Raw genomic sequence first — 21295 nt, 5'->3', positions numbered from 1 at the left:
GATGCGGGCAAAGCATCGCCGGCTTTGGGTCGTCGCCGCTTGCCTGTTCGGGTTCGGCAGCGCGACCGCGCTCACCCTCACGGCGTTCTCCAGCAACATCGTCTTCTTCATGTTGCCCGGTGCCGTGCTCAGCCAGCATCCGCAGCCCGGTCAGGTCTTCCGCCTCGGCGGCATGGTGGCGGAAGGCTCGCTTCGCTACACGAGCGTCGACGGCCAGCCCGGCGCCCGCTTCGGCGTAACCGACGGCCATGGCCACATCGTCCCGGCGGAATACGTTGGCGTACTGCCCGATCTGTTCCGGGAGGGGCAGGGCGTGGTCGCGATGGGCTCGATGACCGCCGACGGCGAGTTTGCCGCCTCCGAGGTTCTCGCCAAGCACAGCTCCAGCTACATGCCGCCCGAGGTCGAGGCCGCGCTCAAGAAGGCTGGCATGTGGAATCCGGATTCCGGGAAGCCGCCGCCGGCGGCGGCGTTCAACGGCACCGCGATGAAGCTGGCCGGCGGCTGAAGATCATGGCGATGGACCCGACCGCCATCCGCGAGGCGCTGACGACCGCGATGCTGAACAGCACGGCTCCCATGGTACTGTCGGATCCGCATCAGGCGGACTGCCCGATGATCGTGGTGAACCAGGCCTTCGCCGACCTCACCGGCTACGATCCTCTCGACATCACCGGGCAGAACTGCCGGTTTCTGCAAGGTCCGAAGACGGACCCGGCTTCGCCGCGTCGCATCCGCGCCTGCCTGGACGCCGGGCAGGGCTGCATCGAGTGGATCGTGAACTATCGCCGTGATGGCTCGGAGTTCTGGAACCTTCTCTTCATCTCGCCGGTGCATGCCGAGGACGGTTCGCTATTGTTCTTTTTCGGCAACCAACTGGACATCACGAAGGGGTTTCCGGATTGGCTGGTGGATGTGTCGCTCGGCCGCGCGCATGTCGTGCCGGCACTGGAACGTGAATTCCATGCGCTTCTTGAGGAGGTGACCGTCGCCGAGCGGGTGCAGTCGCTGGAACGTATCGTCACGGCGGCGCATCGGCTCGCCGAAATCTCCACTAATCTTTCGCCCGGCACTTTGGAGACCGTCAAGACGCCTGCATGACCGCGTGCTCTGCCGCCACACGATGAGTTCAATCCTGCTGCGGTTGAGTGCCTCTGTGGACTGCGTAGCTGTGGGGCTCATAATGAAGGAGCGATCCCCATGCAGGATCCACGCACGAAATATCCTCAGCCGCCATTCGGCGAGCAGCCCCAGCCGGTCCCGGGCCTCGCACGCGAGATGTCGCCGAAGCCCGACCACGGTGAAAAGAGCTACCGTGGGTCGCGCCGGCTGGAAGGCCGGAAGGCGCTTATCACCGGCGCAGATTCGGGCATCGGCCGTGCCGTCGCGATCGCCTACGCCCGTGAGGGCGCCGATGTGGTGCTGAGTTATCTGCCTGAGGAAGAGGCGGATGCGCGCGAGGTGGTCGATCTCATCGAAAAAGCCGGGCAGCGGGCCATCGCCATGCCGGGCAGCCTGACCGAGGAAAGCGCCTGCACGAGGCTGGTGCAGGAAGCGCATAAGGCGCTGGGCGGGCTAGATATCCTCGCGCTGGTTGCGGGCCATCAGCAGGCCTGTGAAAGCATCGAGGATTTGACGACCGCGCAGTTCGACGAGACCTTCAAGACCAACGTCTACAGCATGTTCTGGCTGTGCAAGGCCGCCGTGCCGTTGCTGCCGCCGGGCTCGACCATCATCAACACGAGTTCGATCCAGGCCTATCAGCCGTCGCCGACGTTGCTCGATTACGCGCCGACGAAGGCCGCGATCGTCGCTTTCACGAAGGCGCTGGCGAAGCAGGTGGCCGAAAAGGGCATCCGGGTGAACGCGGTCGCGCCGGGTCCGTTCTGGACCCCGCTCCAGCCGAGCGGCGGGCAGCCGCAGGAGAAAATCCCGAACTTCGGCTCGCAGTTGCCGTTGGGGCGTCCCGGCCAACCGGTCGAGACCGCTCCGGTCTATGTTCTGCTCGCGTCTGATGATTCGAGCTTCATCACCGGCGAGATCTATGGCGTGACCGGCGGCAACCCGCTGCCGTAAGAACGCTTCCCCGGCCGGTGGTCTTGCGCCGCTGGCCGGGTGTCCGCCATCGTCTCTCCTGGCGGTGGGAGAACGATGCAGATGGCGGAACCTTGGGCGATCTGGGGCCGCGCCATCCATGCGCCTGATGCGGTCGACGTGCTGCCGCGAGCGCTGATCACCGTCGATGCCGCCGGCACCATTATCAGCGTCGAGCCTTATGTCCTGGAAAATGATGCGAAGCTGAGGGGTTTTAGCGACTCCGGACACCTCATCACGCTCGCTGCCGATCAGGTGCTGCTCCCGGGCCTCGTCGATCTGCACGTCCATGCCCCGCAGTTCCCCCAACTTGGCACAGCGCTCGATCTTCCGCTGGAGGAGTGGCTTCAGGCCCACACGTTCCCGCTTGAGAGCCGCTACGAGGATGTGGCTTTTGCCGAGAGCGTCTACACTCGGCTGGTCGAGACGCTTCTGGCCCACGGCACGACGACAGCGCTCTACTTTGCGACCATCCATCTGCCGGCAACGCAGCGGCTGGCCGAGATTTGCCTGGCGCGCGGGCAGCGCGGTCTCGTCGGGCGCGTCGGCATGGACCATCCCGAGCAGTGCCCCGACTACTATCGCGACGCATCGGCCGAGAGCGCGATCGCCGATACCCGCGCGCTGATCGACTTCATCCGCACGATGCCGGGGAATGAGAACGGGCTTGTGCGCCCGGTGATAACGCCTCGCTTCGTGCCGGCATGCACGGATGCGCTGCTCGAAGGCTTCGGCCTCCTTGCCCACGAGACCGGCGCTCATGTGCAGACCCATTGCTCCGAGAGCGACTGGGAGCATGAGCATGTGAGGGCCCGCTGCGGCTGCACCGATGCCGAGGCCTTGGACCGGGCCGGTCTGCTTGGGCGTCGCAGCGTGCTCGCCCACGGCAACTTCATCGAACCTGAGGATGTGGCGCGCATCCGGGCGCGGGGCGCGGCGGTGGCGCACTGTCCTCTGTCGAACGTTTATTTCGCCGGAGCCGTCTTCCCCTTGCGCGCCATGCTCGCCGAGGGGCTGCATATCGGGCTCGGCACCGACATCGCCGGTGGTGCGAGTGCCTCGCTGTTCGAGGCAGCGCGGCAGGCGGTGGCGAGTTCTCGGCTACTCGAACGCGGCACAGACCCGACGCTTCCGCCCGAGCGGCGCGGCGTCCCTAACTCCCGGATCGATTTCCGCACTGCTTTCCGGCTGGCAACAGCGGGGGGTGGCGAGGCGCTCGATCTGCCCGTCGGCCTGTTTCGGCCCGGCTACGCCTTCGACACGATCCTGCTGCAATCCGGCCTGCCGGACGGCAACGTCGCCTTTGGCCCGGACGAGAATGGCGACACCATCCTGCAACGGATCGTCATGGGAGCCGGACGAGGGGACATTGCGCGCGTGTGGGTTGCCGGACGCCTGGTGCGCTCGCGCTAGTGGCACGGGCTTTGCTTTGTTCGGCAGGCCTAACGCCCGAGCAACAGGAAACAAGCCGTGGCATTTGCCGAAATCCCCATCATCGACTTCGCGCCAATGCTGGGGATGGATCAGGCCGCGAAACGCGCACTGGCGGCGGAGCTCCGCTTCGCTTGCACTGAAATCGGCTTTTTCTACATCCGGAACCACGGCATCGCGCAGGACCTCATCGACGCCACCTTCGCCGAGTGCCCCCGCTTTTTCGGCCTGGGCGCCGCCGACAAGATGGCGATCCACGTCCGCCATTCCCTCAACAACAGCGGCTACACCCCGCTGCTCGAGGAGAATACGGACCCCACCGGCAAGGGCGACCTCCACGAGGCCTTCGACATCGCGCATGAGTTGCCCGAGACGGAGCCCGACCGCGAGCAGGTCGCTCGCTACTATGGCGCCAACCAGTGGCTGGACGAGGCCATCCTGCCCGGCTTCCGGAACACGATCGAAAACTACTACCGTGCGATGCACGACCTTGGACGACGGCTGTTCTCGGCCTTTGCGCTCGCCCTTGCTCTTCCCGAGGACTACTTCGTGCCCTTCGCTGACCGCCCGACGGCGGTCATGCGGATCGTCGCCTATCCGAGCCAGAGCGGTGTCATCGATCCGCAGCAGATCGGCATCGGCGCCCATTCCGACTATGAGTGCTTCACGATCCTAGCGCAGGAAACCGTGCCCGCCTTGCAGGTCCGCAACCAGCGCGGCGACTGGATCGACGCTCCCCCGATCCGTGGCACCTTCGTCATCAACATCGGCGACCAGATGGCGCGCTGGACGAACGATTTCTTTGCCTCGACGCTGCATCGGGCGGTCAACACCTCCGGCCGTGCGCGCTACTCCATCCCCTTCTTCCTCGGCTCGAACCACGACACGCTGATCACGGCGCTCCCGAGTTGCGTGAGCTCTGATCGCCCGGCGAAATATCCGCCTGTGCTCGCCGGGGACTATGTCCAAAGCCGATTCGACGCGACCTACGCCTACCGGCAGGAAGCCGATACACTACCAACACCTTGAGGAGCTTTGCTGTGAAACGCCTGTCCATGCTCGCCTCCGTCTTCGGCCTGTTCGGCTGCCTCGGTCTCGCCTCGCAGGCGGAGGCGCAGGTCAAGCTCGACGGGCCGCCGAAGATTGCCTTCATCTACCTCGGCGCCATCAGCGACGGCGGCTGGACCGGAGCACAGAACCGCGCCCGCATCATCATGCAGAAGACCTTCCACGAGCACATCCCCTACGTCGAGAACATCCCCGAGCAGACCGAGAAGGTCGAGCAGACCATCGAATTGTTCCTCAACCGTGGCTACAACGTCATCATCGGCGGCACTTACGGTTACGGTGACGCCTTCGCGGCAGAGGCGAAAAGCCATCCGCACGTCGCCTTCGTCAACATGGGCGGCGTGACCATGGGCCCGAACCTCGAGAGCCCATACCCGAAGACCTTCCAGGGCTGGTATCTGGCCGGCTACGCCGCTGGCTCCGTCACCAAAAGCAAGACGATCGGCATGATCGAGGGCTTCCCGATCCCTTCCGTCGTGTGGGACATCAACGCCTACGAGCTGGGCGCCGAGGCAGCGAACCCCGGCACCGTCGCCAAGGTCGCCTTCGTCAACTCCTGGGACGATCCCGTAAAGGAAGGCCAGCTCTCCAACGCCATGATCGAGCAGGGCGCCGACGTCATCGCGACCGACATGGACAGCCCGGCCGCCATCGTGCAGGCCGAGAAGGCAGGAAAATACTCGATTGGGTATCAGAACGACATGTCGGCCGATGCGCCGAAGGGCATCCTGACATCGGTCGTCTTCTACTGGGACAAGATGCTGGTGCCGATGATCAACGCGCTCAAGGCGGGAACCTGGACCAGCGCCGGCGACAGCCTCTATGGCTTCAAGGAGGGCATGGTGGAGTTGACGATGCCGGTCAACCACGTCTCTCCTGAGGCGCAGGCGAAGATCGACAGCCTCAAGGCCGAGATGACCGCCGGCAAGTTCGACCCCTTCGAGGGGCCGATCAAGGCGCAGGACGGTTCGATCAAGGTGCCCGCCGGACAGGCCATGTCGGTCGGCGCCCTCTGGGGCATGAACTACCTCGTCTCCGGGGTTCAGGGCTCGCTGAAGTAACCCACGCCGATGAGCGTCAGCGCCGCCGTCCGCCCGGTCGATCAGGCTCACCCTGCGAAGTCCGTCGCAGTCCGGATGGTCGGCGTGCGCAAGGCCTTCGGTGAGCGTGTGGCGCTCGACGGCGCGGACCTCTCGGTGGTCTGGGGCGAGGTCCATGCGCTGCTCGGCGAGAACGGCGCCGGCAAGTCGAGCCTGATGAACATCCTCGCCGGTTTTTATGGAGCGGATAGCGGCGTGGTGGAGGTGGAGGGCCAGCCGGCTGCCTTCACCGAGCCGCGTGCCGCTTCCGCCGCCGGTATCGGCATGATCCACCAGCACTTCAAGCTGGTGGGGCCGCTGACCGTGCTCGAAAACCTGCGGCTGGCCTGCGGCAAGCGGGCCGGGTGGCGCACGCGCGACGCCGCATTGGTGGCCACCGACCGGATGGCGAAGGATCTCGGCTTCGTCATCAGCCCCGATGCCCGTGTCGATCAGCTTTCGGTCTCGGAACAGCAGAAGGTCGAGATCCTCAAGGTGATGCTGGGCGGCGCCCGCATCCTGATCATGGACGAGCCGACTGCCGTCCTCGCCGAGAGCGAAGCCGCCGCCATGCTGCAACTCGCCCGGCGCCTCGCCGATGACGGACGGGCGGTCATCCTCATCACCCACAAGCTGCGCGATGTGAGCGCCACCGCCGACCGCGTCACCGTCATGCGCGCCGGCCGCACGGTGATTGCCGGCGAGCCCGCCCGCGGGCTGACCTCGGCGGAACTGGCGCGCGCCATGGTGGGCGGCGAAACCGACGTGGTCCGGCGCGGCGCGGCCTCGGTCTCCGCCACGATCGCGCTCGAACTTCGCAACCTCTCCACCGCCGGCGCCGAGCATGACGTGCCGCTGCGCGAAATCAGCCTTGGGCTGCATGCTGGAGAAATCCTCGGCATCGCCGGGCTCGGCGGCAACGGGCAGTCCGAACTGCTGGAGACGATCATCGGCCTGCGTGCGCCGACCCACGGCGAGATCCTCCTGCACGGAACGCCGGCTTCGCCGCTGCCGGCGGCGAGGCGGGAAGCGGGGCTGCGCTTCGTGCCCGCCGACCGGTTTCATCTCGGGCTGTTCGGCAGCCTTACCCTCGCCGAGAACCTCGCGGTGCCCGCGCTCTCCGGCACTCATCCCGAGAAGCGCTACTGGGTCACGCGGGCCTGGATGCGCGGGCGCGCCACGCGCTCGATCATGGATTACGAGATCGCCGGCGGCGTGGCGGATACCCAGGCGCGGCTGCTCTCGGGCGGCAACGCGCAGAAGCTCATCCTGGCGCGGGAGTTCGAGGGCGAGTTCTCGGTCCTCGTAGTTCACTCGCCCGCCCGCGGGCTCGACGTGCGGGCGGCAGCGGCGGTGCAAAACCGGCTGCTCGCGGCGGCGGCGCGCGGCGTCGGCGTGCTCATGATCAGCGAGGATCTCGACGAGGTGCTGGCGCTCTCCAGCCGCGTCGCCGTTCTCTCCCATGGTCGCTTGTCGGCGGCCAAGCCGATCGAGCATACCGACCGCGCCGAGCTTGGCCGGCTCATCCTGGAAGGTGTCTGAGTGGCCGTGCTGCCCTATCGCCTGGTTCTTTCGCCTCGTCTGGCGGTTCCGCGCTGGCTGAGGGCGGCGACGCTCATCGGCGGCATCGCCTTCGGGCTGCTCTGTTGCGCCATCTTCCTGATCGCCTTCGGCGTGCCGGCGGGCGACCTCGCCAACCAGTTCATCCTCTACGTCTTCGGCAACAGTGCGGGCCTCGACCAGACGCTGACGCGGGCTATCTCGCTCGTGCTCGTCTCGCTCTCGGTGGCGCTCTGCCTGCGCATCCGCTTCTGGAACATCGGCGTCGAGGGCCAGCTCTGGATGGGCGCGATCGGCGCGACGGCGGTCAGCTTCTACCACATCGGCCCCTGGTTCCTGCGCATGCCGCTGATGATCGTGGCCGCCGCCCTCGGTGGCGCCCTCTGGTGCGGCATCGCGGCGGTCGCCAAGATCAGGCTGCGCGCCGACGAGGTCATCACGACGCTGCTGCTGAACTACGTCGGCTACCTCTTTGCCCAGGACCTGCTTTACGGTCGCTGGCGCAACCCGGCGGACCAGTTTCCGGTCTCGCCGACCTTTCCCGCCTATGAGCAACTGCCGACCTTCGGCGGCTGGCATCTGCACTACGGCGTCTTCGTGGCCATTGCCGCCACGGTGTTCTGCTGGTGGCTCTGCCGCTACAGCCGCTTCGGGCTGCTTTCCCAGGCGGTCGCCGAGAACCGCACCGCGTCCCGCGCCCTCGGCATCCCGGTCGCCCGCATCACGCTGACCACGGCCTGCCTCGCGGGCGGCCTCTCCGGCTTGGCGGGCTTCAGCATCGTCGCCGGCGAGGAGCACAAGCTGACGCAGTTCGTCGGCAACGACTTCATCTTCCCGTCCATCGCCATCGCCTATCTCGGCCGTGCCAACCCGATCGGCGTGTTCATCGCGGCGCTCGCGGTGGCCGGCCTCTACACGGCTGGCGATTCGCTGAAGGCCTTCTACCAGCTGCCGGACACCGTGGTGGTGACCATGGAGGCCTTCCTGCTGATGACGGTCGCGGCCTTCGACGTCTTCATCCGCTACCGCATCACCGTGCTGAGCACCCGCCCGAAGGTGCTGCGGTCCACGACAACGGTCCCGGCTCAGGCGCGAGAGACGCGGGCTTGAACGGGTTCCTCGCCGATTGGGCGGCCGCGGTTCCGGTATTCGCCGCGCCCTTCCTGCTGGCGACGACCGGGCTCATCATCAACGAGCGGGCAGGGGTGATGAACCTCGGCGCCGAGGGCATCATGTCGATGGGCGCGGTTTCCGCCGTGATCGCCATGCTCTCGGGCACGGGGCTATTCGCCGCCATCCTCTTCGCCTGCGTGGCCGCGCTTGCGATGACCCTGCTGTTCGCCGTGCTGGCCGTGGTGCTGCGGCTGGAGCAGGTGCTGTCGGGGCTGGTGATCTTCGCCTTCGGGGTCGGCCTCAGCGGCGTGATCGGGGACAGCTACGCGAACCAGCCCGTACACGCGCTGGGCATCGTCGCGCCGCGTCTGTTCAGCTTTTTCCCGCATTGGCTGGCGCGCATCATCGACCAGGACCCGCTGACCTACCTCGCCTTCCTCCTGCCGATCATCGTGTGGTGGGTGCTGGAGCGTACGGAGCTCGGCCTTCGTCTGCGCGCGGTCGGCGAGGATGCGCCGGCCGCCGATGCCGCCGGGGTCAACGTCATGCTCATGCGGGTGGGCGCGGTGCTGGCGGGCGGCATCGTGCTCGGCCTCGCCGGCGCCCATCTCAGCCTCGTCGGCAGCCAGGTCTGGGTGAACGGCATGGTGAGCGGACGCGGCTGGATCGCGGTCGCCCTGGTGACGTTCTCGCGCTGGAACACGCTGCGGGCGATCGGGGCGGCGCTGCTGTTCGGCGCCGTGCAGGCGGTCATCCCGCTCATCCTGTCGAGCGGGCTGCACGTGCCGATCTACCTCATCCAGATGCTGCCCTATGTCGCAACGATTGTGGTGCTGGGAGCCTCGGGCATCGGGAGCACGCGGTTGAGCGCGCAACCCGAGGACCTTGCGCGCCCCTTCCTGCGCGAGGAACGGCGCTAATCAGCTGGATGGAACCGGCGCGTAGCTGGCCGGGTCGACGAGCGCGGGACGCGCGTCGAGGAAGAGCGCCGTCCGCCGGGCGGGCGTCGCGGCGATCACGCGGCCGGCTTTGACCACGACAAGCCGGGTCGGCTTCAACCGGACGGCCTCCACCGCATTCCGCGCCTGCAGCAGAACGAAATCCGCGCGGTTCCCGACCTCGATGCCGTAGCCGGTCAGCCCCATCACCCGGGCGCCGGTCGTCGTTACCGCCTCGAAACACGCCCGCATGGCCTCCGGCGCGGTCATCTGCGCCACATGCACCGCCATATGAGCGACTTCGAGCATGTCGGCGGACCCGAGCGAATACCACGGATCCAGCGTGCAATCCTGGCCGAGCGCGACGGGCACGCCGGCCGCCAGCAGTTCGGGCACCCGCGTCAGGCCACGCCGCTTCGGGTAGGTGTCGTGCCGGCCCTGCAGCGTGATGTTGATGAGCGGATTGGCGATGACGTTCATGCCGGATGAGGCGATCAGCGCGATGAGCTTCGCCGCATAGGCGTTGTCCATCGAATGCATCGAGGTCACGTGGGACGCGGTCGCTCGTCCACCGAGGCCGAACCGCTGCGTCTCGGCGGCCATCGTCTCGACATGGCGGGACAGCGGATCATCGGTCTCGTCACAATGGATGTCGACGGGCAGGCCACGGTCGGCGGCGATGCGGAACAGCGCCTCGACCGAGGCGGTGCCTGCTCCCATGGTGCGCTCGAAATGCGGAATGCCGCCGACGATCTCGACGCCGCGATCGAGCGCCGCGCGCAGCAGGTCCGTAGCACCGGGCGAGCGGAAGTAGCCGTCCTGCGGGAAGGCGACCAGTTGCAGCTCGATGTAGGGTGCGACGCGGGCGCGCACCTCCAGCAGCGCGTCCACCGTGATGAGCCGCGGATCGCTGACATCGACGTGGCTGCGGATGGCAAGCAGGCCCTGAGCCACCGCGAGGTCGCAGTATCGGAGCGCCCGCTCGACCACCGCCTCATGGGTGAGCAGGGGCTTCAGCTCGCCCCAGAGGGCGATCCCCTCCAGCAGCGTGCCCGAGCGGTTAATGCGCGGAATGCCCAGCGAGAGCGTCGCGTCCATGTGGAAATGCGGGTCGACGAAGGGTGGCGAGAGCAGTTGGCCCTCGGCGTCGATGACGGTAGCCGCCTCGGCGTCGAGCCCGGGCTCGACGGCGACGATCATCCCACCGGCGACGCCGATGTCGATGCCCGTGCGGGCGTCGGGGAGCGTGGCGTTCCGGACGATGAGATCGAGCGGCATCGTCTACGAGCCGGCCTTCAGGTGGTCATAGGTCGCGGTGAGGCGCTGCGTGAGGTAGTCGCCGCAGAGGATGGGCGCGTAACGCGGGGCGTCGCCGGGCGCGACACAACCGGGCAGGACCTCGATCAGCGCGTCGGGGTTCGCGTCCGCGAAGAAGGCGACGGAGTAGCGCTCCTGGCGCGGGCGCAGCACGCGATGCGGCGTGGAGACGTAGACTTCGTTTGTCCAGCGCATGAGGCAGTCGCCGATGTTGCAGACGAAGGCGCCGGGGAGGTGCGGCGCATCGAGCCAGACGCCGTCGCGCCGGCGCACCTGCAAGCCTGCGACCCCGTCCGTCGCGAGGATGGTGAGGTTGCCGTAGTCGGTGTGCTGCCCGGCGCCGATATCGGCGTCGCTGGTTGTCGTGGCGGCCGGGTAGTGCAGCAGGCGCAGCGTGGCGATGGGCCGGTCCATCTTGTCGGCGAAGAACTCCTCGGGGAGGCCGAGGTCGAGCGCGAAGCCGCGGTGGATGTCGAGTTGCAGCGCCATGCAGGCGTCGTAGTAGGCCAGCACGCTGTCCCGCCAGCCGGGCAGGTCGGGCCAGAGGTTAACGCCGCGAAACGGTTTGCCGGAGAGCGCCTCGGGGTCATCGGCGGGCAGTTCCAGGCCGATGTTGAAGGCCTCTTTCTGGTCGGGGGCGGCGGTTTCGTCGAGCCGCTCGGCGGCCAGCCCGACATAGCCGCGGTTATGCGACGAGCGTTTGATGGAGAGGGCGTCTTTCGCCTCGTGGGGGAGCGCGAAGAGGTCATGGGCGGCGCCGAACACGCCGGTGGCGATGCCAACCGGGATGCCGTGGCCAGTGACGTAGAAGAAGCCGAAGTGGCGGCAGGCCGCGCCGAGATGGTCCGCGACCGCCTGCCGGTCAGCGGGACGGTGCGAGCGGAGGTCCGACACGTCGATGATGGGGATGTCGGTCATAGGCTCACGCCCTCCGTCAAATCACGCCCTGTTCCGCCAGCGCCGCGAGCGCTGCCTCGTCGAGGCCCAGCCGTTCGGCCAGCACCGCGCGCGTGTGCTGCCCCAGCACCGGCGGCGCCAACCGATACTCCGGCGGCGTCGCAGACATCCGGATCGGGTTTGCCACCAGCGGCACGCTGGCGCCGGCAGCATGATCCATTCGTATCTCCATACCGCGCGCCACAACCTGGGGATCGGCAAAGACCTCGGCCAGCGTGTTGATCGGCCCGCAGGGCACGCGTGCCTCCTCCAGCGCCGCGATCCAGTCCCGCGTCGTGCGCGTCACGGAAATCGCGGTGAAAGCTTCCACGAAGGCGGCCCGGTTCGCGACCCGCGCCTTGTTGGTGGCGAACAGCGGCGACACCGCCCATTCGGCGTGTCCTGCCACCAGCGCCAGCTTGGTGAATTGGACGTCGTTCCCGACGGCCAGGATCATCGCGCCGTCGGCCGTCGGGAAATCCTGGTAGGGGACGATGTTGGGATGCGCGTTCCCCATCCGCACCGGCGCCGTGCCCGTTGCCAGGTAGTTCATCGTCTGGTTGGCCAAGCTTGCGATCTGCACGTCCAGCAGTGCCAGGTCGATGTACTGGCCGAGGCCCGATACCTCCCGGTACGCCAGCGCGGCGAGGATCGCGTTGGAGGCGTAGAGGCCGGTGAGGATGTCCGTCACCGCCACGCCCACCTTCTGCGGGCCGGCGCCCGGCTCGCCGTCGCGGCGGCCGGTGATGCTCATCAGGCCGCCCATGCCCTGGATGAGGAAGTCGTAGCCCGCGCGGTCCGCGTAAGGGCCGGACTGCCCGAAACCGGTGATGGAGCAATAGATCAGCCGGGGATTGACCGCGCTCAGCGTGGCGTAGTCGAGCCCGTAGGGCTCTAGGCCGCCGCGCTTGAAGTTCTCGAGGACGATGTCGCAGTCCCGCGCCAGAGCCGTGATCAGCGCCTGGCCCTCCGGCCGGGTGAAGTCGATCGCCACGGATTGCTTGTTGCGGTTGGCGCAGAGGAAATAGGCGGCGTCGCGGGTATCGTGCCCCGCCGCGTCCTTCAGGAAGGGCGGACCCCAGCCGCGCGTATCGTCGCCCGTGACCGGTCGCTCGATCTTGATCACGTCGGCGCCGAGGTCTCCCAGCAGCTGCCCGGCCCAAGGCCCGGCCAGAACGCGGGAGAGGTCGAGAACACGGATGTGGGAGAGCGCACCGGGCATGGCTCATGCTGATAGGCGATCCGGGCGAAACAGGATACCAGCGCACGGCCAGGACGAGGAACAGAGCATGACCCAATCGCATTTTTACGAGCCGTCGGCCGGTCACCGGCTGGCGCATGACCCGTTGAAGGCCATTATAGCCCCGCGTCCGATAGGCTGGATCAGCAGCGTCGATGCTGCAGGGGCAATCAACCTCGCGCCCTACAGCTTCTTCAACATGGTCTCGGACGACCCGCCGATGGTCATGTTCAGCAGCAACGGCTGGAAGGACAGCGTCCGCAACGTGTCCGAAACGGGCGAGTTCGTCGCCAACCTCGCCGTGCGCTTCCTGGCGGAGCAGATGAACCTCAGCTCCGCCGCGGTGCCGCCCGAGGTCGACGAGATGGAGCTGGCGGACCTGCAGAAGGCACCCTCCACCTTGGTCAAGCCACCGCGGGTGGCGGCGGCGCCGGCCGCTCTGGAATGCAAGTGCGTCTCGATCCAGCGCCTGCGCGGCCTCGGGGACGTGGAGTCGTCGAACTACATGGTCATCGGCCAGATCGTCGGCGTCCATATCGACCCGGCGTTCCTCATCAACGGCATCTTCGATACCGCCGGTGCAGCACCGCTCGGGCGGTGCGGCTATCGCGGCGACTATGCCGAGGTGACGAGCCTGTTCGAGATGGTGCGACCGTAAGCGCCTCGCTGAGCGAGATGTCCACCGGACATACCCTTGCAGAACCGGACCTAATTAGATTCCGTCCACAGAACTATACATTAACGTTATTATTTGGTTACCGTAACGGCTCGGCCGGTCTTTAGGCTTTCGAGGGCGGCGTCGGCAAGGCGCAGCGCCTCGGCGCCGTCCTTGAAGCTGGTCAGCGGCGTCGTGCCGGCGGCCACGCTCTCGACGAAATGGGCGATCTCGTTGGCATAGGCATCGGCATAGCGCTCGATGAAGAAGGGCAGCACCACGTCCCCCTGCGCGGTGCCGGCGCCCGAAAAGGCCTGCACCGTCGTCGCAGTCTTGTTGCCGGCGACCAGCATGCCCTTCTCGCCGAAAACCTCGAGCCGCTGATCGTAGCCGTAGCTGCAACGCCGGCTGTTGTTGATGTGGATGAGCGCGCCGGAGGCGGCCGTGAGCGTGACCATGGCAGCGTCGATATCACCGGCGGCCGCGATCGCCGGATCGACCAGATTGGCGCCGAAGGCATGCACCGAGACGATTTCCCCAGCGAAATAACGCGCAAGATCGAAGTCATGGATCGTCATGTCGCGAAACAACCCGCCGGAGACGTTGATGTAGCTGATCGGAGGCGGAGCGGGGTCGCGGCTGGTGATGACGATCTGTTCCAGCTTGCCGATCTCGCCGGCGGTCAGCCGGTCATGCACCGCGCGGAAGGAGGGGTCGAAACGGCGGTTGAAGCCGATCATCACCGTCGCACTGAGCCCAGAGATTTCCGACCAGCACTGCTCGACCTTCGCGATGTCGAGGGCGATCGGCTTCTCGCAGAGGATGGCCTTGCCGGCCTTTGCGGCGGCAGTGATGAGCTCGACATGTGTGTCGGTGCTGGTGGCGATCAGCACGGCGTCGACCTCTGGGTCCGCGAGCACCTCATCGACCGAGGCGGCGGCCTTAACCCCAAGTTCGGCGGCCATCGCGTCCGAGGCGCGGGTGAATACGTCGAAAACCGAGGTCAGACGCGCCTGCGGGTGGCGAGCTAAATTACGCGCGTGCATGGTGCCGATGCGACCGCAGCCAAGGACAGAGAAACGGATCATGAAGGTGTTCTTTCGTGTCGCTGTGCCGCCGGTTGTCCGCGCGCGCTTGGAGCGTTTTTATTTCTTGGCGGATTATCTGGAAGGGATATTCCATTTGGGGTATCGGTTGTCAACGGGAGAAGCTTATGGGTAGCGAAGACGGCCACATGCCGCAGGAACAGCAGGACGCCGAGGACGAGGCGGCCTTAACCGCTGCCGGCCTCGACCCCTCCGCCGCACCGCGCGACTTCCGTGAGCTGCGGACGCTGATCCTCGAACGGCGGGACCGCCTGCCCAAGCGCCTCGTGCAGGTGGCCGACTTCGCCATCCACCATCCGCAGGAAATTGCTTTCGGCCGCGTCGCGGAACTCGCGCGCATGGCGCAGGTGCAGCCTTCCACCATGATCCGCTTCGCACAGGCGCTCGGGTATTCCGGGTTTTCCGACCTGCAGCTCGTCTTCCAGTCTTACGCCCGCGACCGTTGGCCGGACTACAACACGCGGCTGGAGGTGCTGCATGACGGCGCCCATGGCGGCGATGTCCTTAGCCTGCTCGACGGGCTCGTCGAAGCGTCCTGCACGTCGGCGCGGGATTTCCGCCAGAGCGTCGATGTCGAGGCGCTGGAGCAGGCGGTCGACCGGCTCGCCCGCGCCCACACCATCCATGTGGTGGGCGTGCGCCGCGCCTTTCCGGTTGCCGTCTACCTCACCTATGCGTTGCAGAAGCTCGGCGCGCGGTGCGATCTCATCGACCAGCTCGGCGGCCTCGGCTCCCGTCAGGCCGATCTCATCGGCGCCGAGGATGCGCTGCTTGCCGTCAGTTACACCCCCTATGCCGGCGAAACGCTGGCCTCGGCGCAGGCAGCGTTCGAGCGGGGCGTGCCTGTCGTCGGCATTACCGACTCGCCGTTTTCGCCCCTGGTTCAGGTCTCGAACGTTTGGCTGGAGGTCGCTGAAGCGGATTACTCCGGCTTCCGTTCGCTTTCGGCAAGCTTCGCGCTGGCGACGACGCTGGCAGTCGGGACCGTCAGCCAGAGGTCCGGCGACTTGCGTCCCGTCCAGTCGACCCAGAAGAAAGAACATCTGGATCGTATTGACAGAAATTTGGAATAGTGATTTTATTTGGTTAAGCAAAGGCGGCCCGAAGCCGCTTTCAGGAACGTCCGACCGGCTGACACCGAAAAGCTCCTGGCTGTCGGGTGGGGGCTTTCCTGCCAAGGATAAGAGGTTCCCATGGCCGCTCCCACGCTCGACCTCATCACCATCGGTCGCTGTTCGCTGGACCTTTACGGTCAGCAGATCGGGGGGCGCCTGGAGGATATGGGGTCGTTCAGCAAGGCGATCGGCGGCTGTCCCGCCAACATCGCCGTCGGCACCGCGCGTCTCGGCCTGAAGTCCGCCCTGCTGACGCGGGTGGGTGACGAGCAGGTCGGCCGTTTCATCCTCGAGCAGCTGGCGCGGGAAGGGGTGGATACGACAGCGGTCGTGACCGACCGCGAGCGGCTGACGGCGCTGGTGATCCTCGGCGTGCGCGACAGCCACACCTTTCCGCTCATCTTCTATCGCGACAACTGCGCCGACATGGCCCTCTGCGAGGATGACGTGGACGAGGCGTTCATCGCCTCCGCGGGCGCGGTGGTGGTGACCGGCACGCATTTCGCCCGGGCGGGCACGGCCGCGGCGCAGCACAAGGCGATCCGGTTCGCGCGCGCGCACGGCCGCCGCGTCATCTTCGATGTCGACTATCGCCCCAACCTCTGGGGTCTTGCCGGCCACGACGCTGGTGAGGCTCGCTACATCCGATCCGATACGGTGACCGCTCATCTGGCGCCGGTCCTCGCGCAGTGCGACCTCATCGTCGGCACGGAAGAGGAGCTGCACGTCGCCGGCGGCTCAGAGGATACGCTGGAGGCCATCCGCGCCATCCGCGCCAAGTCATCGGCGGTCATCGTCTGCAAGCGCGGCCCGATGGGTTGCGTCGTCTTCCCCGACGCCATCCCCGATAGCCTGGACGACGGGGTGAGGGGGCCGGGCTTCCCCGTCGAGGTCTACAACGTGCTCGGCGCGGGCGATTCCTTCATGTCCGGCTTCCTGCGCGGTTGGCTGCGCGGCGAGCCGCTGGAAACCTGCTGCGCTTACGCCAACGCCTGCGGCGCCTTCGCGGTCTCGCGCCTGCTCTGCTCGCCGGAAATCCCGACCTTCCCCGAGCTGCAGTACTTCCTGGCGAATGGCAGTCCGCACCGGGCGTTGCGGCATGACCAGGCCATCAACCACATCCATTGGGCAACGACGCGGCCGGCCAGCCCGCCGGGCATCATGGCGCTCGCGATCGACCATCGGGTCCAGCTTGAGGCGGTGGCGCGCGAGGTGGGCGCCCCCTTCGAGCGCATCAGCGACTTCAAGGTGCTGGCGGTGCAGGCGGCGGCACGCGTCGCCGACGGGCGACCGGGTTTCGGCATGTTCATCGACGGCCGCTATGGGCGCGAGGCGCTGTTCCGCGCCGCCGACCACAAGCTCTGGATTGCGCGCCCAGTGGAACTCACGGCGTCCCGTCCGCTCGACTTCGAATACGGCGGCAGCCTCGGCACCCATCTTATCGAATGGCCGACGAGCCAGGTCATCAAGTGCCTCTGCTTCTATCACCCGGACGATCCGGAGGAGTTGCGGCTGCGGCAGGAGCGGGAACTCGCCCGCGTCCACGACGCCTGCCGCACGCTGGGCCGCGATCTGCTCATCGAGATCATCGCCGGCAAGCACGGCGTTCTCGCGGATGACACCATCCCGCGCGTGATCCAGCGCATCTACGACATCGGCATCAAGCCCGATTGGTGGAAGCTTGAGCCGCAAAAGAGTGCGACGGCATGGAGCGCGATCAGCGAGGCGGTCACGCGGAACGACAGCTATTGCCGGGGCGTGCTCGTGCTCGGTCTCGAAGCGCCCTTTGCCGATCTGATCGAGTCCTTCCGCGCCTGCGCAGACGTGCCGGTGGTGAAAGGCTTCGCGGTCGGCCGCACCATCCATATCGAGCCGGCCCGCGCCTGGCTGGCCGGCAAGATTTCGGATGCCGAGGCGGTGGACCGGATGGCTGAGCGTTTCGCCAACCTCGCCGCCGCCTGGACCGACGCCCGCCGCGCCAAAGCCGCCTGAGGAGAGGGACATGCTCGCAATGCGAAAAATCCGCCTGACGATGGCACAGGCCCTGGTCCGCGCCATGGCCGCTCAGAAGACCGTCATCGAGACGCCGACCGGCGAGACCCACACCCTGCCGTTCTTCGGCGGCGTCTGGGCAATCTTCGGACACGGCAACGTCGCCGGCATGGGCGAGGCCCTGCATGGCGTACGGGACGTCCTGCCGACGTATCGCGCGCATAATGAGCAGGCCATGGCGCATGCCGCCATCGCCTACACCAAGGCGTTGCGCCGCCGCCGGGTGATGGCTTGCACGACCTCGATCGGGCCGGGGGCACTCAACCTCGTGACCGCCGCCGCCGTGGCTCACGTGAACCGGCTGCCGCTGCTGCTGCTGCCCGGCGATGTCTTCGCATCGCGCCGCCCCGACCCGGTGCTGCAACAGATCGAGAGTTGGCAGGACGGCACCACCACCGCCAACGACGCCTTCCGCTCCGTCTCCCGCTATTTCGACCGCATCACGCGGCCGGAGCAGATCATCCCCGCCTTCACCCGCGCTATGGAGGTGCTGACCGACCCCGCCGAATGCGGCACCGTCACCTTGGCACTGTGCCAGGATGTGCAGACCGAGGCTTACGATTTCCCCACGCACTTCTTCGAGGAGCGGATCTGGGCGCCGCGCCGCCCGCGCGCCGATACGCGCGAGCTGGCCGCCGCCGTCACGCTGCTGCGGCATGCGAAGCGTCCGTTCATCATCTGCGGCGGTGGGACGCTATATTCCGAGGCGGAGCGCGAACTTGCGGCCTTCGCGCAGTCGCATGGCATTCCTGTGGGCGAGACCCAGGCAGGCAAGTCATCGCTCGCCACGCATCACCCCATGAACATGGGCGCCATCGGCGTCACCGGGACGGCAGCGGCCAATGATCTTGCAACCGAGGCGGACGTGATCCTCGCCGTGGGCACCCGGTTGCAGGATTTCACCACCGGCTCGTGGGCGCTGTTCCAGGGTGAGGGGCGGCGGATCATCGGGCTCAACACTCAGCCCTTCGACGCCTGCAAGCACAATGGGCAGCCGCTGATCGCCGATGCTCGCGCGGGGCTGATGGAACTCGGCGCGACGCTGGGAAGCTGGACGGCAGACGACGCCTGGACCGCGCGCGCCAAGGAGACCAAGGCCGCGTGGTATCGTCTTGCCGATGCCTACACGGCGGCACCCGTGGAGCAGGGCAACGCGCTGCCGTCCGACGCGCAGGTGGTGGGCGCAGTGCAGCACCAGGCGCTGCCGACCGATGTCGTGCTCTGCGCCGCCGGTGGCTTGCCGGGCGAGCTGCACAAACTGTGGCAGGCCGAGACGCCGGGCGGCTACCACATGGAATACGGCTTCTCCTGCATGGGCTACGAGATCGCGGGCGGCCTCGGGGTCAAGATGGCGCAGCCCGGGCGCGAGGTCATCGTCATGGTCGGTGACGGCTCCTACCTCATGATGAACTCGGAGATCGCGACCTCGGTCATGCTCGGCCGCAAGCTGATCCTGGTTATCCTCGACAATCGCGGCTACGGCTGCATCAACCGGTTGCAGCATGCGACGGGCGGAGCGGGGTTCAACAACCTGCTCCGCGACGCGGTCCATGAGGTGTTGCCCGAGGTGGATTTCGCGGCTCATGCGCGCAGCCTCGGAGCGGTTTCTGAGAAGGTGGCGAGCCTCGCCGAGCTAGGTCCGGCATTGGCGCGCGCCCGCGCCAGCGACCGCACCTATGCCGTCGTCATCGATACGGACCCGCTGATCAGCACGGATGCGGGCGGGCATTGGTGGGATGTGGCGGTGCCTGAAGTCTCCGTCCGTCCCGAGGTTGATGCGGCACGTGCGCGTTATGTTGCGGCTCTGGATCGCCAGTTCATCGGCAACTGACGGAAGTTTTTTGGTTCTTTTTTGTAAAAAGAACCGCTCACTCTTTGGAGATGTCTGACCAATGGCTATTCGGATCGGGGCGAACCCCATTTGCTGGGCCAATGACGACATGCCCGAACTTGGCGGCGACACCACGCTTGAAACCATTCTCTCGGAGGCGAAGCAGATCGGCTTCAAGGGGTTGGAGCTCGGCAAGAAGTTCCCCCGCACGCCGGAAGCGCTGACGGCGGCGTTGGCGCCCTACGGTCTCGCCTGCATCTCAGGATGGTATTCGGCGAAGCTGCTGACGCGCGACGCCGAGGCCGAGTTCACGGCCATGACGAAGCACCTCGACCTGTTGAAGTCGCAAGGCTGCACGGTGATGGTGATGTGCGAGACCTCCAACACCATCCAGGGTGAGATCGAGACGCCGCTGTCGCGCCGTCCTCACCTTCACGGCGATGAATGGTCATTGTTTGGCGATCGCATGACAGCCCTCGGCGATCGGCTGGTGGAGCAGGGCATGCGCATCGTCTACCACCACCACATGGGCAGCGTGGTGCAGAGCGCGGACGACATCCACGCCCTTATGGCTCATACCGGGCCGTCGGTTGATCTGCTGCTCGACACCGGCCACGCGGTCTGGGGCGGCGCAGATCCCGCGGCCCTCGCGGCGCGCTATCGCGAGCGGATCACCCATGTCCACACCAAGGATATCCGTCCCGAGGTGCTCGCACGAAGCACGGCCGAGGATTGGAGCTTCCTGAAGAGTGTCCTCAACGGCGTCTACACGGTTCCGGGTGACGGCACGATCGACTTCGTCTCGATCTTCCGCAGCTTGCCCGGATACGAAGGCTGGGTGGTGCTGGAAGCCGAGCAGGATCCGGCCAAGGCAAACCCGTTCGAGTATGCCAGCCGAGGCTACGCCAACCTCACCACATTCCTGCAACAAGCGGGGCTTCTGTGATGTCCGGGCTTCTCGTTCACCCCCACGTTCCCGATCAGGACGGCTTCATCCTTCAGATCACACCTGCCAGCGCGGGCTGGAGTTATGTCGGCTTCTCCGTGCTCGAACTGCCGCCGGGCAAGGTCGTTTCCCGCCCGACGGACGGCACCGAGGTATGCCTCGTCATCCTCACCGGGCGCGTGCGCATCCACGCCGGCGACCAGGATTTCGGCCTCCTGGGCGAACGGGAATCGGTTTTCGATGGGTTGCCCTGGTCGGTCTACATTCCTGCCCATTCGCGCTGGACGATGGAGGCGGAGACTGCCGCCGAAGTCGCCGTCTGCGCCTCGCCCGCCGAGGGCAAGCTTCCGGCCCGCATCATTCCACCCTCCGAAGTGGGCGAGGAGGTTCGCGGCAAGGGCACCAACACGCGCCATGTCCGCAACATCCTGCCCGATACCGGCGTGGCCGAAAGCCTGCTGGTCGTGGAAGTGGTGACGCCCGGCGGCAACTGGTCCAGCTATCCGCCGCATAAGCACGACACCAACGATCCGCCTCGGGAAACCTACCTCGAGGAGACCTACTATCATCGCCTCAAGCGCGGTTCCGGCTTTGCGCTCCAGCGCGTCTATACCGATGACGGCCTGTTGGATGAGACCATGGCGGTGAGCGACCGCGATGTCGTGCTGGTGCCGCGCGGCTATCATCCGGTCGGCGCGCCACACGGTTTCGACCTTTTCTATCTCAACGTGATGGCCGGACCGGTACGGGAGTGGCGCTTCACCATGTCGCCCGACCACGCCTTCCTCACCTGGTGAACCCTCCTACGGAGACG

19 protein-coding genes are annotated in these 21295 nt (G+C 66.6%); 15 read left to right on the top strand and 4 right to left on the bottom strand.

What is annotated here, in order from left to right; translation table 11 throughout:
- The first annotated feature begins 1 nt into the window (after position 1).
- From ccmE to ACOEQ1_RS07440, 9 genes are all read left to right on the top strand, one after another.
- Entirely contained in the window at positions 2-508 is a 507-nt protein-coding gene (gene ccmE, locus ACOEQ1_RS07480; RefSeq protein ID WP_419758673.1) for a cytochrome c maturation protein CcmE, read from the top strand.
- An 11-nt stretch (positions 509-519) separates the two neighbouring features.
- Positions 520-1101: a PAS domain-containing protein gene (locus ACOEQ1_RS07475; protein WP_419758559.1), complete on the top strand. Its 582-nt coding sequence runs from the start codon at positions 520-522 to the stop codon at positions 1099-1101.
- Between the two features lie 99 nt (positions 1102-1200).
- Positions 1201-2076 carry an SDR family oxidoreductase gene (locus tag ACOEQ1_RS07470; RefSeq protein WP_419758558.1) on the top strand — a complete coding sequence of 292 codons (876 nt, stop codon included), beginning with the start codon at positions 1201-1203 and terminating at the stop codon, positions 2074-2076.
- A gap of 81 nt (positions 2077-2157) precedes the next feature.
- A complete protein-coding gene (locus ACOEQ1_RS07465; RefSeq protein ID WP_419758557.1) occupies positions 2158-3507 on the top strand; it encodes an amidohydrolase family protein in 1350 nt (449 codons plus the stop codon).
- Between the two features lie 57 nt (positions 3508-3564).
- Positions 3565-4554: an isopenicillin N synthase family dioxygenase gene (locus ACOEQ1_RS07460; RefSeq protein WP_419758556.1), complete on the top strand. Its 990-nt coding sequence runs from the start codon at positions 3565-3567 to the stop codon at positions 4552-4554.
- An 11-nt stretch (positions 4555-4565) separates the two neighbouring features.
- On the top strand, positions 4566-5654 hold the full coding sequence (locus ACOEQ1_RS07455) for a BMP family ABC transporter substrate-binding protein (protein ID WP_419758555.1): 1089 nt from the start codon (positions 4566-4568) through the stop codon (positions 5652-5654).
- A gap of 9 nt (positions 5655-5663) precedes the next feature.
- The gene (locus ACOEQ1_RS07450) at positions 5664-7214 is read left to right on the top strand and encodes an ABC transporter ATP-binding protein (protein WP_419758554.1); all 1551 of its coding nucleotides are present in this window, start codon (positions 5664-5666) and stop codon (positions 7212-7214) included.
- A 6-nt stretch (positions 7215-7220) separates the two neighbouring features.
- Positions 7221-8342 carry an ABC transporter permease gene (locus ACOEQ1_RS07445; protein WP_419758553.1) on the top strand — a complete coding sequence of 374 codons (1122 nt, stop codon included), beginning with the start codon at positions 7221-7223 and terminating at the stop codon, positions 8340-8342.
- Complete coding sequence (locus ACOEQ1_RS07440) at positions 8339-9265, top strand: ABC transporter permease (protein WP_419758552.1); 927 nt, start codon at positions 8339-8341, stop codon at positions 9263-9265. The genes ACOEQ1_RS07445 and ACOEQ1_RS07440 overlap by 4 nt, the downstream gene beginning before the upstream one ends.
- On the opposite strand, the gene ACOEQ1_RS07435 is transcribed toward ACOEQ1_RS07440, so the two are convergent.
- The 3 genes from ACOEQ1_RS07435 to ACOEQ1_RS07425 are packed head-to-tail and all read right to left on the bottom strand — an operon-like array spanning position 9266 to position 12758.
- On the bottom strand, positions 9266-10561 hold the full coding sequence (locus tag ACOEQ1_RS07435; protein WP_419758551.1) for an amidohydrolase family protein: 1296 nt from the start codon (positions 10559-10561) through the stop codon (positions 9266-9268).
- Positions 10562-10564: 3 nt separating this feature from the next.
- Positions 10565-11518 carry an isopenicillin N synthase family dioxygenase gene (locus ACOEQ1_RS07430; RefSeq protein WP_419758550.1) on the bottom strand — a complete coding sequence of 318 codons (954 nt, stop codon included), beginning with the start codon at positions 11516-11518 and terminating at the stop codon, positions 10565-10567.
- A 16-nt stretch (positions 11519-11534) separates the two neighbouring features.
- Complete coding sequence (locus ACOEQ1_RS07425) at positions 11535-12758, bottom strand: CaiB/BaiF CoA transferase family protein (protein ID WP_419758549.1); 1224 nt, start codon at positions 12756-12758, stop codon at positions 11535-11537.
- A gap of 67 nt (positions 12759-12825) precedes the next feature.
- Between ACOEQ1_RS07425 and ACOEQ1_RS07420 the strand changes: the two genes are divergently transcribed.
- Positions 12826-13434, top strand: a complete 609-nt coding sequence (locus tag ACOEQ1_RS07420) for a flavin reductase family protein (RefSeq protein ID WP_419758548.1) — start codon at positions 12826-12828, stop codon at positions 13432-13434.
- Positions 13435-13523: 89 nt separating this feature from the next.
- On the opposite strand, the gene iolG is transcribed toward ACOEQ1_RS07420, so the two are convergent.
- Positions 13524-14519 (bottom strand): inositol 2-dehydrogenase, encoded by a 996-nt coding sequence (gene iolG, locus ACOEQ1_RS07415; protein ID WP_419758547.1) that lies wholly within the window; start codon positions 14517-14519, stop codon positions 13524-13526.
- 125 nt (positions 14520-14644) lie between these two features.
- Here iolG and ACOEQ1_RS07410 point away from each other — a divergent pair, with 125 nt between their 5' ends.
- The 5 genes from ACOEQ1_RS07410 to iolB all read left to right on the top strand — a co-directional run bounded on the left by ACOEQ1_RS07410 (position 14645) and on the right by iolB (position 21278).
- Positions 14645-15610, top strand: coding sequence for a MurR/RpiR family transcriptional regulator (locus ACOEQ1_RS07410; RefSeq protein WP_419758546.1), 966 nt, complete (start codon positions 14645-14647; stop codon positions 15608-15610).
- A 120-nt stretch (positions 15611-15730) separates the two neighbouring features.
- The gene (locus ACOEQ1_RS07405) at positions 15731-17644 is read left to right on the top strand and encodes a bifunctional 5-dehydro-2-deoxygluconokinase/5-dehydro-2-deoxyphosphogluconate aldolase (protein WP_419758545.1); all 1914 of its coding nucleotides are present in this window, start codon (positions 15731-15733) and stop codon (positions 17642-17644) included.
- A gap of 10 nt (positions 17645-17654) precedes the next feature.
- Complete coding sequence (iolD, locus tag ACOEQ1_RS07400; protein WP_419758544.1) at positions 17655-19535, top strand: 3D-(3,5/4)-trihydroxycyclohexane-1,2-dione acylhydrolase (decyclizing); 1881 nt, start codon at positions 17655-17657, stop codon at positions 19533-19535.
- A 61-nt stretch (positions 19536-19596) separates the two neighbouring features.
- Positions 19597-20481: a myo-inosose-2 dehydratase gene (gene iolE, locus ACOEQ1_RS07395; RefSeq protein ID WP_419758543.1), complete on the top strand. Its 885-nt coding sequence runs from the start codon at positions 19597-19599 to the stop codon at positions 20479-20481.
- Positions 20481-21278, top strand: coding sequence for a 5-deoxy-glucuronate isomerase (gene iolB, locus ACOEQ1_RS07390; protein ID WP_419758542.1), 798 nt, complete (start codon positions 20481-20483; stop codon positions 21276-21278). Before iolE ends, iolB begins: the two co-directional genes overlap by 1 nt.
- The last annotated feature ends 17 nt before the right edge of the window (positions 21279-21295 follow it).

The organism is Acidisoma sp. (genome assembly GCF_965199065.1).
Taxonomy (GTDB): Bacteria; Pseudomonadota; Alphaproteobacteria; order Acetobacterales; family Acetobacteraceae; genus Acidisoma.
The sequence above is the reverse complement of the archived record's forward strand: the minus strand, read 5'-3'. Positions and strand labels throughout refer to the sequence as shown.

Bases quoted from the DNA above. Each gene is read 5' to 3' on its own strand.
- ccmE (WP_419758673.1), top strand. From the start codon at position 2: ATGCGGGCAAAGCATCGCCGGCTTTGGGTCGTCGCCGCTTGCCTGTTC.
- ACOEQ1_RS07475 (WP_419758559.1), top strand. From the start codon at position 520: ATGGACCCGACCGCCATCCGCGAGGCGCTGACGACCGCGATGCTGAAC.
- ACOEQ1_RS07470 (WP_419758558.1), top strand. From the start codon at position 1,201: ATGCAGGATCCACGCACGAAATATCCTCAGCCGCCATTCGGCGAGCAG.
- ACOEQ1_RS07465 (WP_419758557.1), top strand. From the start codon at position 2,158: ATGGCGGAACCTTGGGCGATCTGGGGCCGCGCCATCCATGCGCCTGAT.
- ACOEQ1_RS07450 (WP_419758554.1), top strand. From the start codon at position 5,664: ATGAGCGTCAGCGCCGCCGTCCGCCCGGTCGATCAGGCTCACCCTGCG.
- ACOEQ1_RS07435 (WP_419758551.1), bottom strand. From the start codon at position 10,561: ATGCCGCTCGATCTCATCGTCCGGAACGCCACGCTCCCCGACGCCCGC.
- ACOEQ1_RS07430 (WP_419758550.1), bottom strand. From the start codon at position 11,518: ATGACCGACATCCCCATCATCGACGTGTCGGACCTCCGCTCGCACCGT.
- ACOEQ1_RS07425 (WP_419758549.1), bottom strand. From the start codon at position 12,758: ATGCCCGGTGCGCTCTCCCACATCCGTGTTCTCGACCTCTCCCGCGTT.
- ACOEQ1_RS07420 (WP_419758548.1), top strand. From the start codon at position 12,826: ATGACCCAATCGCATTTTTACGAGCCGTCGGCCGGTCACCGGCTGGCG.
- iolG (WP_419758547.1), bottom strand. From the start codon at position 14,519: ATGATCCGTTTCTCTGTCCTTGGCTGCGGTCGCATCGGCACCATGCAC.
- ACOEQ1_RS07410 (WP_419758546.1), top strand. From the start codon at position 14,645: ATGGGTAGCGAAGACGGCCACATGCCGCAGGAACAGCAGGACGCCGAG.
- ACOEQ1_RS07405 (WP_419758545.1), top strand. From the start codon at position 15,731: ATGGCCGCTCCCACGCTCGACCTCATCACCATCGGTCGCTGTTCGCTG.
- iolD (WP_419758544.1), top strand. From the start codon at position 17,655: ATGCTCGCAATGCGAAAAATCCGCCTGACGATGGCACAGGCCCTGGTC.
- iolE (WP_419758543.1), top strand. From the start codon at position 19,597: ATGGCTATTCGGATCGGGGCGAACCCCATTTGCTGGGCCAATGACGAC.
- iolB (WP_419758542.1), top strand. From the start codon at position 20,481: ATGTCCGGGCTTCTCGTTCACCCCCACGTTCCCGATCAGGACGGCTTC.